Here is a 14,350-nt window from a genome sequence, read left to right as displayed (position 1 = left end):
GATTCGAACCTACGACCCCCTGGTCCCAAACCAGGTGCACTACCAGGCTGTGCTATGCTCCGATTCATCTCAGCTTTTCGTATCGAACATCTCGTTCGGTACGGTGTGCATTTTAGGCGTGACGTGCGGACACGTCAACACCTATATTTAAAAAAACTCAAAAAAACACATCAAACGTCTAAATAAGCAACGATTATGGGCTTTATCTAAGATTTTTTACTAATTTTCAACGTTTTAACTGTGCGCTAAAGGCCAACATTCGATCAAGTGGCAATTTGGCACGCTGCGCTAAAGCCGGATCAACATGGATTTCTTGGTCGCCATGTTGTAAAACTTGCAAAATACCATCTAACTCATTCATGGCCATCCATGGACAATGTGCACATGAACGACACGTTGCACCTTCACCTGCGGTTGGTGCTTCAATTAAGATCTTATTTGGTACAGCTTGCTGCATTTTGTAGAAAATGCCGCGGTCAGTGGCCACAATTAAGCGCTCATGCGGTAAAGTTTGTGCCGCTTTAATCAGTTGTGAAGTACTTCCCACTGCATCGGCCACTTCTACCACAGACAGTGGTGATTCAGGATGTACCAACACTGCTGCATCTGGATAGATGGCTTTCATGTTTTCAATGCCGCGAGCACGAAACTCTTCATGCACAATACAAGCACCATCCCAAAGCAACATCTCAGCACCCGTTTTGTGCTGAATATAACGACCTAAATGCTGATCCGGTGCCCAAATGATTTTTTCACCTAAGCTATCTAAGTGTTCAATAATTTCTACCGCACAGCTTGACGTCACCACCCAATCGGCACGGGCTTTCACCGCAGCTGAGGTATTGGCATACACCACGACTGTATGATCAGGATGCTGATCACAAAATTCTGCGAATTCTTTTTCAGGACAACCGAGATCAAGTGAACAGGTGGCTTCTAAAGTTGGCATGAGAATAGTTTTTTCAGGCGATAAAATTTTTGAGGTTTCACCCATAAATTTAACCCCAGCCACCACCAAAGTTTGCGCACTATGATCACGCCCAAAACGTGCCATTTCCAAAGAATCAGACACACAACCGCCGCTCAGCTCTGCTAACTCTTGCACTTCAGGATCACAATAGTAATGCGCCACCAAAACTGCATCGCGTTTTTTTAACTCGGCAAGAATTTGGGCAAATTTTTCTTGCTTGACTGCTTCAGACATTTGAGCTGTCTTTGGCTCACCTAGGCGATCCAAATGCGCTTGCACAATACCTTTTGCTTCATTGGCAATTAGATTGGTCGCATTGTTCATAGTGTGTTCCCTACATAAAGGCTTGCTGCTAAGCCTGATTGGTCAAATCTGATCAAAATGGCATCATGCTTTTTTGACCAGTGAGTAAAAAATAACGGTGATAAAAAAGCCTCACGAGTGAGGCTGATCATACAAAATAATATTACGAACGATAGTCGGCGTTGATTTTGACGTAGTCGTAAGATAAATCACAGGTATAGACGGTATCTTTGGCATCGCCACGCCCCAAAGCCACACGAATAGTGATTTCAGATTGCGCCATCACACGTGAACCTGCCTCTTCGGTATAGTCTTCGGCGGCACCACCATCTTTACATATTTGCACGTCATCTAACCACACTTGGATTTTTTCAACGTCTAAATCTTTAACGCCAGCATAACCGATGGCAGCCAAAATACGCCCCCAGTTTGGATCTGAAGCAAACAGTGCAGTTTTTACCAATGGCGAATGCGCAATGCTATAGGCAATATCACAACATTCTTGGGTATTGTGTCCGCCTTCAACCGCAACCGTAATAAACTTGGTTGCACCCTCGCCATCACGTACAATCAGCTGTGCAAGACGCTTCATAATACGCACAAATACCGCTAAAACTTGTTCAAAACGTGGATCATCGCTTGAACTAATTTCTACACCACCCGCTTGACCTGTTGCTGCAAAAATACATGAATCATTGGTTGATGTATCACCATCAATGGTAATACGGTTAAAGGATTGATTCACGGCTGCAGACAGCATGTGTTGCACCAAGTCACGCGAAATAGGCGCATCGGTTGCCACAAAGCCAAGCATGGTCGCCATATTTGGACGAATCATACCCGCGCCTTTAGAAATACCGGTCATGGTGTAGCTGATGCCATCTAGCTCAAACTGCTCAGATGCACCTTTTGGCGTGGTATCTGTAGTCATAATACCGGTTGCAGCATCAAGCCATGCGTCATTTTTTAAGCTGTCTAATGCCGGCTGTAAACCTGCCAACACACGTGGCATAGGTAACTGCTCACCAATTACACCAGTTGAAAACGGTAAAATTTCTGCTTGGCTAACACCTGCCAATTCAGCCAATTTTTCACAGGTCCCAATCGCATTAGTCATACCAGTTTTACCGGTGCCCGCATTGGCATTACCAGTATTAATCACTAAATAGCGTGGATTACCTTGTTGTAAATGTGCTTTAGACACATGAACAGGTGCAGCACAAAAGGCATTTTGGGTAAATACACCGGCTACATTAGTACCTTGGCTAAATTCAAAAATGACAAGGTCACGTCGATTCTGATAACGCACATACGCTTCAGCGGAACCAATTTTTACCCCTTGCACCACATGCATCTGTGGCATTGCTACGTCACCGACTGCCATTTTTAAACTTCCAATTTGGTTTTATATGAAAAACACAGCTTATTAGATATTGATAAAAAAATCGAGTCTTTAACGCGAAATGCAGTTTTTTCTAAATCAATAAAAAAGCCAGTCGATTGACTGGCCTTATATATGTTAAGCGCGTTATTTAGCAGCATCTAATAGTGCTTGCTTGGCTTTTTGCTGGCTCTCTACAGACAAGGCTGGATTAGCTGCCACAATACGCCCAGCATTAACGCTATTGGCTGCAACAATGGCTTGGGTTTGTAACACAATTGGCTTATTGTCATTGTTAAAAGTATAGCTAATGCCAGTACGTGGGCTAATCACTGTCACTTGATTATCTTTAACAATTGCTTGAGCGGTTTGTGGACCAATCGCGGCTTTCACTTTTTCAGGTGTAGTGGTCAGTTGCTCAGCCAAAGCCAAAGTTGGCAGGCTTGCTAAAATAACTAAACCGATTTTTAGGGCTTTTTTCATTGTATTGTCCATAGATTTTAAATCAGTCATTAAATAACATTGAATCGCACCGACTGCAAACACTATTCACAACAGCATAAAAAAGCCACTCGATCGAGTGGCTTTTTACAGCGTAAAATTAAATTTTACCGTGACATTGCTTGTATTTTAAGCCTGAACCACATGGACATGGTGCATTACGGCTTGCAGGGGCTGCAAATTTTTCAACTTGCATTTGCTCAAACTGCGCATCAACCACAGGTTGTGGTTCATTGGCTAAGTTAAGCTGTAACGCAGCTGCTTGTGCTTCTGCTTGCGCTTGTTGTTGCGCTTCCATGGCTGCAATTTCTTCAGGTGTTGGTACATGAATACGCGATAAATCTGTCACCACATCAGATTTAATCACCGCGAGCATGCTCACAAACAAGTTGAAGGCTTCTTTTTTGTATTCTTGCTCAGGATTTTTTTGTGCATAACCACGTAAATGAATCCCTTGGCGCAAGTAATCCATTGCCGCCAAGTGCTCTTTCCAATGACGATCGAGTGAACTTAAAGTAAAGTGGCGCTCAAGCATGGCTGCTGAATCGATACCCATTTGTTCACGACGTGCGTTATATCGCGCAATCACGTCATTGGTAACACGGCGCGCCAGCCCTTCTTCATCTAAACGGCGATCTTGCTCAAGCCATTGCTGAATTGGTAAGTCAATTGAGAATTCTTCACGTAATGCTTCCTCTAAACCTGGCACATCCCATTGATCATGAATCGACTCAGGTGGAATATAGGTTTCAATGACACCTTTCATCACTTCACGATGCATTTCTTCTAAATAAGCATGCAGTGAGCTTTCTGCCAAAATATCATCACGTTGAGAATAAATGATCTTACGTTGTTCGTTATTCACATCATCGTATTTGAGCAGGTTTTTACGAATATCAAAGTTACGCGCTTCTACTTTACGCTGTGCGTTTTCAATCGAGCGTGACACCATTTTGTGCTCAATCGCTTCATCTTCTGAAAGCCCCATAGCTTTCATCATATTCACCACACGATCGCCTGCGAAAATACGCATCAAATCGTCTTCAAGTGATAAATAGAAACGCGACACACCCGGGTCACCTTGACGACCTGCACGACCACGTAATTGGTTGTCAATACGACGTGATTCGTGACGTTCTGAACCAATAATGTGCAAACCACCCGATGCCAACACCGCTTCGTGGTTTTTCTCCCACTCTGCGCGTAACCGTGCTTCATCTTCGCTGGTTGGGTTTTCAATTTTAGCCAATAAGGCTTTCCAGTTACCGCCAAGTAAAATATCGGTACCACGACCAGCCATGTTGGTGGCAATCGTTACTGCACGTGGCGCACCGGCTTGTGCAATAATATCGGCCTCACGCTCATGCTGTTTGGCATTGAGTACTTCGTGGTGAATGCCTGCCTCTTTAAGCTTTTCAGATAAAATTTCTGAGGCATCAATGGTGGCTGTACCAATTAAGATGGGTGCAACGCCTGCTTCATGAATACGCTGAATTTCTTGAATAATCGCGTTATATTTACCTTCACGATTGAGGTAGATTAAATCGTCATGGTCTTTACGTACCATTGGGCGATGCGTTGGAATTAACACCACATCTAGGCTATAAATTTCCTTCATTTCCGCAGCTTCAGTGTCGGCAGTACCGGTCATACCTGACAGCTTTTTATATAAACGGAAATAGTTTTGGAAGGTGGTGGTAGCTAGCGTTTGGTTTTCAGGTTGAATTTCTAAACCTTCTTTGGCTTCTACCGCTTGGTGTAAGCCTTCTGACCAACGACGACCCGGCATAGTACGACCGGTGTTTTCATCTACAATGATCACTTCACCCTCATGGATGATGTATTGCACATTGCGTTGATACAAGAAATGGGCACGAATTGCCGCTGTTACATGATGCACGAGGTTTAAATTGGCAGCTGAATATAAACTTTCACCTTCTGCCAACAAACCCATAGCAATCAGTTCCTGTTCAACCGTTTCATAACCAATTTCAGTCATTTCAACAGAACGTTGCTTTTCATCAATCCAAAAATGGCCGCCATCCGCCACCTTTTCTTCTTTTTGTGGAATAAGTTTAGGTGGAATGCTGTTGATTGCCGCATATAGCTGCGACGAATCATCCGACTGACCTGAAATAATCAAAGGTGTACGTGCCTCATCAATTAAGATCGAATCGACCTCATCAATAATGGCATAGGTTAGACCACGCTGCTTTTTCTCCTCAAGTGCAAACACCATGTTGTCACGTAAGTAGTCAAAGCCAAATTCGTTATTGGTCCCGTAAGTAATATCGGCACGATAGGCTTGAGCTTTTTCGGTTGGGTCTTGCATGGAGTAAATCACGCCAATACTTAAACCTAAAAACTCAAATAAAGGGCGGTTTAATTCAGCATCACGTTGCGCTAAGTAATCATTGACGGTAATGACATGCACGCCTTGATCACTTAAAGCATTTAAATACGACGCCAAGGTACCCATTAAGGTTTTACCTTCACCGGTACGCATTTCTGCAATTTTACCTTCGTGTAAGGTAATACCACCAATGAGCTGCACGTCATAGTGACGCATGCCCATAACACGTTTACCGGCTTCGCGACATACCGCAAAAGCTTCAGGCAAGAGTTGGTCGAGGCTTTCACCCTTGTTATAACGTTGTTTGAATTCTTGGGTTTTTGCAGATAAGTCTGCATCGTTTAAGGCAGATATCGTCGGCTCGAGCGCATTAATCTTATCTACGATTTTACGCATGCGTTTGAGTTCACGCTCATTTTTGGTACCGAAGATTCCTCCGATCAGACTTGCCAACATGAATAGACTCTCTAAATCTTGCTTGTCAAAAGAAAAAAATTGTTGTTAAGCGTTATTATGGTGCTAGAAATTTCAAGTACAAGGCTTTTCCACTCTCCTTGATAAAAAAATGTTGTTGCAGCACGAGGTAAGCATGCCATCCAAGAGGCAAGGTTGCGGCACATCACGCACTTACTTAGCATTTTTTATGATAAAAATATCTCAAAACAACATTTTTAATTATATAAAACTTTGGGCATAGTGATGAACACAGACAAAAAATGAATATTTTGAGAGGTTGCTATGAGTTTACGTTTAGGTGATATTGCACCCAATTTTCAGCAAGATTCAAGCACAGGTTTAATTGATTTTTATGAGTTCTTAGGCAACAGTTGGGGGATTTTATTTTCCCACCCTGCTGACTATACCCCCGTATGTACCACTGAATTGGGGTTTACAGCCAAGCTCAAAACTGAATTTGAAAAACGTAATGTGAAAGCCATTGCATTATCGGTGGATGATGTTGAATCACACCATGGTTGGATTAAGGACATTAACCTGACACAACATACTGAGGTCTATTTTCCCATCATTGCCGATCAAGATCGCAAAGTTTCTACTCTCTATGATTTTATTCATCCCAATGCCAGTGAAACCTTAACGGTACGCTCTTTGGTGATTATTGATCCACATAAAAAAGTGCGTTTAATCATTACCTATCCTGCATCCACAGGACGTAATTTTGATGAAGTGTTACGCGTAGTCGATTCATTACAACTTACCGACCATTATAAGGTAGCCACACCTGCCAATTGGCAACATGGTGACGATGTGGTGATTGTGCCGTCTTTACAAGATGAAAATGAAATCAAGCAACGCTTTCCAAAAGGTTATACCGCCATCACGCCTTATTTACGCCTCACACCACAGCCTGAACAAGGATAAACGTCTGAGCGCAACAGCCATAGCTATGCAATGGCTGGCAAGCAATTAAAAGCTCTGCTTTTTAATTTTGCGCAACATAAACGTAGTACATAGTTTTTATATTAAATAAAAGGGATAGGTCACATAGCTATCCCTTTTATTATTCAATATTAACAAAGCTTAACGCTGATCTAGGGGTACCCAATCAATCACCCAAGCTGATTTGGTATTTAAGCTTGGATCAGAGTTGACCTTTTTACGCAAATCATCGGCTGCTTCACGGTCTTTAGCAGGACCGACCATAATCCGTACCCCTTTTGAGGTTGGGCTTTTGGTGACTTTATAGCCTTGGGCACTTAATTTGGCTGCTATGGCATCTGCATTGGCTTGGTTGGCTGCTAATGCAACTTGTACCATCCATCTGCCATTTGGTTTACCTTCTTTTTTGCTCTCAGCTTTTTTCGCTTCTTCGGCTTTGCGCTTTTCTTCAGCCTTACGTTTTTCTTCAGCTTTTTTGGCTTCTTCAGCTTTACGCTTTTCTTCGGCTTTCTTGGCTTCATCTGCTTTACGCTTTTCTTCGGCTTTTTTATCAGCCTCTAGTTTGCGTTTTTCTTCGGCTTTTTGCTCAGCCGTTTTTTGCTCTGTTTGGGCTTTTTTGGCTTCTTCAGCTAAACGTTTTTGCTTAGCTTTATCATCTTCTACCAATTCAGGTGGAATATTGTCTGAACTTTGCTGACTTGCCCGATGTGCATTTAAAGCAGCATATTCTTCAGCCGCTTTACGTGCAGCTTCTGCTTCAGCCTGTTGTTGCATCGCTAAAAATTCAGCTGCGCGTGCTTCTTGCTCTGCCACAGCTTGCTCACGCGATCGGCGCTGTTCTGCCAACAAACGTTGTTCTGTTGCTACATCAACGGTTAAAGGTTGCAGTTGCACCACTGGCTCGGCATCGTTTGGCATGCTTGGCTTTTGTTGAACTTGTTCCACCAAATCTGAGGTACGAATATTGTTTTGGTGGATTTCTTCTTTGCCTTTGAGCAAAAGTGCGGCTAACAGCACGCCCCCACCGAGTAAAACAACACCACCCATTAAGCGTTGTTTGTTATTCATTGACATTCTTGCAAATACTCCCATACCGCTTCTAAGGTATGAAATGAACCACATACCAAAATCAGCTGATTCTTGTTTGTTTCATCGAGCGCTGATTTAAAAGCTAATTTCACACTGTCAAAATGCTGCACATTATTGTGACCCAGAGCCGTATCTAATTGCGCTAAAGGCGCGGCGCGTGGCACATTCAGTGCTGCAATTTTCCACAAAGCGATATGATCTTTCAACAGTTCAATCACAGATTGAATGTCTTTATCGGTCAACATTGAAAAAACGCTGACCACTTCGGTGTATTGCGGGTGATACACACGATACTGTTTTAATTGTTTAAGTAAAAATTCAACGCCATGTGGATTGTGACCGGCATCAAAAATCACGGTTTTGCCTTGAATTTGACGCACTTCAAAACGACCTTGTAATTTGGCATTTTGAATACCTTCACTTAAAGCTGCATGACTGATGTTTAAACCACTGGCCAATACAGCTGCAACTGCGGTTGAAATATTATCTAAAGCCAAATGACCTGTCGGCAATTTTAAAGTGGTGGCACTTGAGGCAAAATTCCATGTTTGAGCGTTGTCATCCATAGAATAAAAATAGTCACGATTCAGCGCGTAAAGCTCTGCATGACATTCTTTTGCTTTATTGGCAATCGCTTGTGGTAATTGTTGCTGACCGCCAAAAATGACAGGAATATTGGCACGTATAATACCGGCTTTTTCAAAGGCAATTTTTTCAATCGTATCGCCTAACCAATCGGTATGATCCAAGCCAATATTGGTAATTACTGCCACATCAGGATTGACCACATTAACCACATCTAGACGTCCGCCTAAACCGACTTCTAAAACCCAAACATCGCAATTTTTATGCTTAAAAATCACAAACGCCGCAAGTGTGGTGGCCTCAAAAAAAGAAAGACTTAAACCACATTCACGGCGTGCTTGATCCACTTGTACAAAGGCTTGCACCAAACTTTGATCATCAACTTCTACACCACCTAATTTAACTCGCTCATTAAAGCGATAAATATGCGGTGATTGATAAAGCCCCACATCATACCCTGCTGCTTTTAAAATTGCAGCTAAAGTGGTGGTGGTGGAACCTTTACCGTTGGTGCCCGCCACGGTAAACACTTTGGCTTGTGGATTGACCACGCCGAGCTTTTCAGCGACGGGAATCACGCGTTCTAAGCCTAAATCTATACCGGTGACGTGAACATGGCCCCAATAATCGAGCCATGTTGCTAAAGAATCTGTTGCAAGTGGAGCTTGTGTGTTCAAGGTAAGTTCATTAATTTCGTAACGATGCGATATACAGTATCACGTAATGCATGACGATGAACAATTTGATCGACTACACCATGCTCAAGTAAATACTCAGCACGTTGGAATGGTTCTTGTAAGGTCTCACGTACCGTTTGCTCAATTACACGTTTACCTGCAAAACCAATCATGGCTTTAGGTTCAGCAATATGCACATCACCAAGCATGGCTAAAGATGCTGTTACACCACCATATACAGGATGCGTTAACACCACGATATACGGTAAACCTGCATCTTTAAGGCGTTGAATAGCGGCTGAGGTACGCGCCATTTGCATTAAAGACAACATGCCTTCTTGCATACGTGCGCCACCAGAGGCTGCAAAACACACCAACGCTTGACGGTCTTGAATGGCTTTTTCAGCAGCTTGAACAAAACGGTCACCCACAACGGTTCCCATTGAGCCACCCATAAAGTCAAACTCAAAAGCACAAGCAATCATTGGCAAGTTTTTCACTAAGCCTTGCATTACCACTAAAGCTTCAGTTTCACCGGTTTTCTTTTGCGCTTCTGCCATACGATCTGGGTAAGCTTTGCTATCGACAAAGTTGAGTGGATCTTTGGCTTGGAATTCTTGACCAAGTTCTGTTTGCACTTGATCAAAGAACCAAGTTAAACGCTCACGCGCTTTCATACGCAAATGTTCGTCACATTGTGGGCAAACATAGGCATTAAATGACATCGCAGTACGGGTCACTAAAGCATGACATTCAGTACACTCAACCGTAGGTTCAGTTGATGTTGCTTTAAAGGTTTGTTGTTCATCGGGAAGATGGATACCTGGTACACCGCGCTCAGTCCACGGCGTCGATGGGCTAAGAACTTTCCCTGCTTTCACTTGTTGATTCATACTAACTCATCGAGCGCAGCTCGAAGCTCCTTGACTTTATTAACCGTTTCAATCACGGCTTGTTCTGGCGCTAAAGTGGCAAATTGTTTCACAAAAGCACTGCCTACAATCACCGCATCTGCAGCAACGCCCATGGCTTTGGCTGAGGTCGCATCGCTGATACCAAAACCTACACCTACAGGGACATCAGTGACTGCTTTAATTTTTTCAATACGATTTGCCGCTTCAGATACATCTAAAGTAGCCGCCCCTGTTACCCCTTTTAATGACACATAGTAAATAAAACCACGTGCATGTTGAGCCACATAAGCAATACGCTCATCCGTTGAAGTCGGTGCAAGCAAGAAGATTTGATCCATGTCGTATTTTTGCAATACAACATTAAAATCATCGGCTTCTTCTGGTGGCAAATCGACCAACAATACGCCGTCTACACCACACTCATGCGCTGTTGCGACAAACTGTTCATAACCAATCACTTCAACAGGATTTAAATAACCCATTAAAACCACCGGTGTGCTGCTGTCTTTTTCACGGAATGCTTTGACCATATTCAACGCATCCAAGGTATTAGTGCCCCCCGCTAAAGCACGCTCAGCGGCTAAAGCAATCACGGGGCCGTCAGCCATTGGATCGGAAAATGGTAAACCCAATTCAATCACATCTACCCCTGCGGCCACCATCTGATGTAATAAATCAACAGTGACTTGTGGATGCGGATCTCCGGCCATCACATAAGAAACTAAAGCTTTTTGCTGTTGTGATTTCAGCTTGGCAAATCGGCTGGCTAAACGTGACATAGGGTTGTACATTCCTTGAGTATTGAAACGGAGGCTTAGGTTTTGTATGAATACAAGACGCAAGCATTGTAACGCTATTTTTTACTGCTTGGGTAGCGTACTTAAGGTACACATACACGAGGTGTTTTTGGGGTTTTTCATCAGAACAAACCTATGTGCTACATTTACTAATATTTGCTTTTTTTTCTCAATGATCAAAGATGCCTAATTTTAGCGTTTAAAAAATTGCCTTGATTTCAATCAACTGGGCTTAATCTATAAAAATCTGATATAAAAAGCCAAGTTAGCATTTACATTTAAATTTGCAGCAAATAGCAAAAGCTGCTTTATACTAGGCATATTCTTGTATATTTTTTTATCTCCCTATGACGTCCCAAACCATCCCACCAGTGCCAGCACGTATGTTAGCACTGTTGCCACTGATTGTTTTTTTGGCCATTTTTTTAGGTAGTGGAATTTACCACACCCTGATTAGCACTGAATTTGCCTTTTACCAAATGAAGGCACCAGTTGCTGCCATTCCTGCCTTAATTTTGGCTGTATTGTTGTATCGCGGTCCCATCAATGAAGGAATTGAGACCTTACTCAAAGGCGCCAGCCATCCCAATTTAATTTTAATGTTTATGGTATTTATGCTCGCAGGTGCCTTTGCCAGTGTCAGTAGTGCCATTGGTAGCGTAGATGCCACAGTACAATTGGGCTTATCGGTGATTCCACCTAGTTTTGTACTGCCCATGCTATTTTTAATTGCTGCATTTATTGCCACCGCAATGGGCACGTCAATGGGCACGATTGCAGCATGTGCACCAATTGCTTTTGGTTTTTCACAAGCCACAGATATTGCAGCAATTTATGCCATTGGTGCGGTGGTGGGCGGAGCAATGTTTGGTGATAATTTATCCATGATTTCAGACACCACCATTGCAGCCACCACCAGTCAAAAAGTGCAACTTCGTGATAAGTTTCGGGTCAATGTATGGATTGCTGTGCCTGCCGCTTTAGCGACCATGGTGATCTACTTTTTCTTAAGCCAATCGTCTAATGCGCTTGAATATCAAGATTTTAATGCATGGTTAATTGTGCCTTATGTGGCGGTATTTGCTTTGGCTTTTAGCCGTTTGCATGTATTGGCTGTCCTCACAATTGGCGTGTTGCTCTCTGCATTAATGGGTCTATTGATCCAACCTGATTTGGATATTTTTAAAATTAATAATGCTGCTTACGACGGTTTTGTCGGCATGTTTGAAGTGGCGTTATTATCCATGTTTTTAGGCGGTTTATCGGCCTTGATGCAGCGTGAAGGTGGCTTACAGTGGCTGATTGAACGTATTTACCAACTGACTCGCTATTTTAAAGTTGGGCGTCAACGTGCTGGTGAAATTGGGGTGAGCTTGTTGGTGGTGTTTGCCAATTTGTTTGTGGCCAATAATACTGTTGCGATTATTTTATCTGGCGACATGGCACGTGAAGTGGCCAAAGAATATGGGGTTGACCCAAAACGTGCGGCTGCCTTAATGGACATTTTTTCATGTGTAATTCAAGGTTTAATTCCTTATGGTGCACAACTTTTGTTGGCATGCTCAATTGCCAAGATGTCCCCTGTAGAATTGATCAGTAGTGTGTATTATTGCTGGGTGTTGGCAATTTTTGCCGTGATCGCGATTGTGCTACGTTATCCACGTTTAAAAACAGCTTAAAAAAAAGCGACCTTCGGGTCGCTTTTTTGGCTTTAAAGTTTACGCGCATGTTGCTCAAAAATGCCATATTCGGCATTTAAAGTAATCATGCGCTGATTGATTGTAATTTTCCCACTGATTTTGCTTTGCCATTGTTTAAATTGACTACTGCTAAAACGGAAATTAACTTTTTCTGAGCGTGACCATGTATTTTCAATGCGTAGCTCTATACCTGTATCTTGACTACGTACTTGCCAAGCACCATCATCTAGCTGCTGAAATATCACCTCACCCAAAGGATAGAGCACGCCATCTAACCATAGACTGTTGTCAGTGCTGGCATGCTCGCCTTGGCTTAAGCTTAAACCGACCCGATGCTGACCTTGCCACCAAAAATTACAGCTTAACCAAAACCATGTGGTTTCAGCTTTAAAAAAGCCACAGGTGTCATCTAAACTGGCAAAAGTTTTGGCATTAAATTGAATCGCTTTGGACTGTTTATCCAAAAAATAACCTTCACAACCTAAAGTCGTCAGCTTTTGGGTATATAACCAGCCATGTTCACCCACAGCATGACAAGTACTCAAGGGATCAGTCCCTGCACAAAAAATACGTGCGCTTAGTTTAATTTCACCATATTTGCTGACACGGATATAACGCACGCCATTGGCATGATCAATGGTCAACTCAAATGGCGATTTATGAAAATGGCTTTGATTAAATAAGGGTTGTTCATCAAGTTGCGTGTTGCGTGCCAACAAGGTAGAACCTTGCCATTCGAGCACTTCACCACTTTGATGATCATAGATATAAATCAGTCCATAACCTGCCCATGCCAAATCGGCAATCGCAATGCCAATACTATAATGCTGATGCTGAATACTACAAAATTTAAATTTTTTATATTTTAAACGCTTACGCCAACCGAGCAATTCAACGCCTTGCTCTGTTTTATATTGCACTGCTTGATAGTCGATCCGAGTGGGAATCGCATTAAAACGGCCATACTGCGGCTGTCCATTGGACTGAATTAGATCCATTTTCCCCACTCACTTAAAGACCGCTGATCTTGGTCTGTATTATGCCTATAAAATTTCAACTGCATAGCGTTTGATGTCAATTTTACGACCCAAATAACCGATTGCCTTGTGCAACAAATGCCAACATTACAGCTTAGTCCAAGCTTAAATAGGTGTTTTCCCAGCAATTTTGGCTAAATTCACCTTCAACAAGTTGCACATAACGTCCATATACGTGATCGATGGCTAAGCAATCATCGACATCTAAGACCCGATCGGTATGTTGTTTTTGCCAATGTTGTGCAAAATATTGTTTGCCGCGTTGCTTGGCCACCATGGCATTTTGTGCCACCACCAATACATAACGATGTAACTCACCAAATTCTTGAGCGCTATAACCGCCTAAATTAATTAAATAGAGTTTGTCATCGCTTTGCTTGGGTGCTGCATCGGTGAATTGTATTTGATAGTGTTTGTCGTCAAACACCACGCCATGAATTTGCGCCCATGCATCAATATGTAAACCTTTTTGTTCACCAAACCATGCTTGTTTTAACTGTGGGTAAGTCTCTTGCAGATTTTCACCCAACGCCAACACCACATCATGTACTTCGGTATTGGCACGCGCATGCCGACCACCGAGCATCACAATAAATAAACTGAGCATAGATTCCATCCATGGCAATCAAACAGCTCTTATCATAC

12 protein-coding genes are annotated in these 14,350 nt (G+C 42.7%); 2 read left to right on the top strand and 10 right to left on the bottom strand.

Annotated elements, in window-relative coordinates; all coding sequences use genetic code 11:
- Nucleotides 1-226: 226 nt before the first annotated feature.
- The 4 genes from nadA to secA all read right to left on the bottom strand — a co-directional run bounded on the left by nadA (nt 227) and on the right by secA (nt 5,964).
- Nucleotides 227-1,294 (bottom strand): quinolinate synthase NadA, encoded by a 1,068-nt coding sequence (gene nadA / locus Q0017_RS05735; protein WP_298143983.1) that lies wholly within the window; start codon nt 1,292-1,294, stop codon nt 227-229.
- Between the two features lie 142 nt (nt 1,295-1,436).
- Nucleotides 1,437-2,657, bottom strand: a complete 1,221-nt coding sequence (gene argJ, locus Q0017_RS05730) for a bifunctional glutamate N-acetyltransferase/amino-acid acetyltransferase ArgJ (RefSeq protein ID WP_298143980.1) — start codon at nt 2,655-2,657, stop codon at nt 1,437-1,439.
- A 144-nt stretch (nt 2,658-2,801) separates the two neighbouring features.
- On the bottom strand, nt 2,802-3,137 hold the full coding sequence (locus tag Q0017_RS05725) for a hypothetical protein (RefSeq protein ID WP_298143977.1): 336 nt from the start codon (nt 3,135-3,137) through the stop codon (nt 2,802-2,804).
- A gap of 118 nt (nt 3,138-3,255) precedes the next feature.
- Nucleotides 3,256-5,964: a preprotein translocase subunit SecA gene (gene secA / locus Q0017_RS05720; RefSeq protein WP_298143974.1), complete on the bottom strand. Its 2,709-nt coding sequence runs from the start codon at nt 5,962-5,964 to the stop codon at nt 3,256-3,258.
- Between the two features lie 282 nt (nt 5,965-6,246).
- Between secA and Q0017_RS05715 the strand changes: the two genes are divergently transcribed.
- Complete coding sequence (locus tag Q0017_RS05715) at nt 6,247-6,888, top strand: peroxiredoxin (RefSeq protein WP_298143970.1); 642 nt, start codon at nt 6,247-6,249, stop codon at nt 6,886-6,888.
- Between the two features lie 159 nt (nt 6,889-7,047).
- On the opposite strand, the gene Q0017_RS05710 is transcribed toward Q0017_RS05715, so the two are convergent.
- The 4 genes from Q0017_RS05710 to trpA are packed head-to-tail and all read right to left on the bottom strand — an operon-like array spanning nt 7,048 to nt 10,950.
- Complete coding sequence (locus Q0017_RS05710) at nt 7,048-7,974, bottom strand: SPOR domain-containing protein (RefSeq protein WP_298143987.1); 927 nt, start codon at nt 7,972-7,974, stop codon at nt 7,048-7,050.
- Nucleotides 7,971-9,257 (bottom strand): bifunctional tetrahydrofolate synthase/dihydrofolate synthase, encoded by a 1,287-nt coding sequence (gene folC, locus Q0017_RS05705; protein ID WP_298143967.1) that lies wholly within the window; start codon nt 9,255-9,257, stop codon nt 7,971-7,973. The genes Q0017_RS05710 and folC overlap by 4 nt, the downstream gene beginning before the upstream one ends.
- Nucleotides 9,254-10,150, bottom strand: a complete 897-nt coding sequence (gene accD / locus Q0017_RS05700) for an acetyl-CoA carboxylase, carboxyltransferase subunit beta (protein WP_298143965.1) — start codon at nt 10,148-10,150, stop codon at nt 9,254-9,256. Before accD ends, folC begins: the two co-directional genes overlap by 4 nt.
- Complete coding sequence (gene trpA / locus Q0017_RS05695) at nt 10,147-10,950, bottom strand: tryptophan synthase subunit alpha (protein ID WP_298143962.1); 804 nt, start codon at nt 10,948-10,950, stop codon at nt 10,147-10,149. The genes accD and trpA overlap by 4 nt, the downstream gene beginning before the upstream one ends.
- A gap of 365 nt (nt 10,951-11,315) precedes the next feature.
- Here trpA and Q0017_RS05690 point away from each other — a divergent pair, with 365 nt between their 5' ends.
- Nucleotides 11,316-12,647: a Na+/H+ antiporter NhaC family protein gene (locus Q0017_RS05690; protein WP_298143959.1), complete on the top strand. Its 1,332-nt coding sequence runs from the start codon at nt 11,316-11,318 to the stop codon at nt 12,645-12,647.
- 32 nt (nt 12,648-12,679) lie between these two features.
- Here the strand turns inward: Q0017_RS05690 and Q0017_RS05685 are convergent, their stop codons facing one another.
- The gene (locus Q0017_RS05685; RefSeq protein ID WP_298143956.1) at nt 12,680-13,666 is read right to left on the bottom strand and encodes a DUF2804 domain-containing protein; all 987 of its coding nucleotides are present in this window, start codon (nt 13,664-13,666) and stop codon (nt 12,680-12,682) included.
- Between the two features lie 133 nt (nt 13,667-13,799).
- Nucleotides 13,800-14,312 carry a DUF1543 domain-containing protein gene (locus Q0017_RS05680; RefSeq protein WP_298143954.1) on the bottom strand — a complete coding sequence of 171 codons (513 nt, stop codon included), beginning with the start codon at nt 14,310-14,312 and terminating at the stop codon, nt 13,800-13,802.
- Nucleotides 14,313-14,350 lie beyond the last annotated feature (38 nt).

It is taken from the genome of uncultured Acinetobacter sp. (assembly GCF_947624825.1).
Lineage (GTDB): Bacteria > Pseudomonadota > Gammaproteobacteria > Pseudomonadales > Moraxellaceae > Acinetobacter.
The sequence above is the reverse complement of the archived record's forward strand: the minus strand, read 5'-3'. Positions and strand labels throughout refer to the sequence as shown.

Coding starts and splice junctions, on each gene's coding strand:
- nadA (WP_298143983.1), bottom strand. CDS start 1,294: ATGAACAATGCGACCAATCTAATTGCCAATGAAGCAAAAGGTATTGTG.
- argJ (WP_298143980.1), bottom strand. CDS start 2,657: ATGGCAGTCGGTGACGTAGCAATGCCACAGATGCATGTGGTGCAAGGG.
- Q0017_RS05725 (WP_298143977.1), bottom strand. CDS start 3,137: ATGAAAAAAGCCCTAAAAATCGGTTTAGTTATTTTAGCAAGCCTGCCA.
- secA (WP_298143974.1), bottom strand. CDS start 5,964: ATGTTGGCAAGTCTGATCGGAGGAATCTTCGGTACCAAAAATGAGCGT.
- Q0017_RS05715 (WP_298143970.1), top strand. CDS start 6,247: ATGAGTTTACGTTTAGGTGATATTGCACCCAATTTTCAGCAAGATTCA.
- Q0017_RS05710 (WP_298143987.1), bottom strand. CDS start 7,974: ATGAATAACAAACAACGCTTAATGGGTGGTGTTGTTTTACTCGGTGGG.
- accD (WP_298143965.1), bottom strand. CDS start 10,150: ATGAATCAACAAGTGAAAGCAGGGAAAGTTCTTAGCCCATCGACGCCG.
- trpA (WP_298143962.1), bottom strand. CDS start 10,950: ATGTCACGTTTAGCCAGCCGATTTGCCAAGCTGAAATCACAACAGCAA.
- Q0017_RS05690 (WP_298143959.1), top strand. CDS start 11,316: ATGACGTCCCAAACCATCCCACCAGTGCCAGCACGTATGTTAGCACTG.
- Q0017_RS05685 (WP_298143956.1), bottom strand. CDS start 13,666: ATGGATCTAATTCAGTCCAATGGACAGCCGCAGTATGGCCGTTTTAAT.
- Q0017_RS05680 (WP_298143954.1), bottom strand. CDS start 14,312: ATGCTCAGTTTATTTATTGTGATGCTCGGTGGTCGGCATGCGCGTGCC.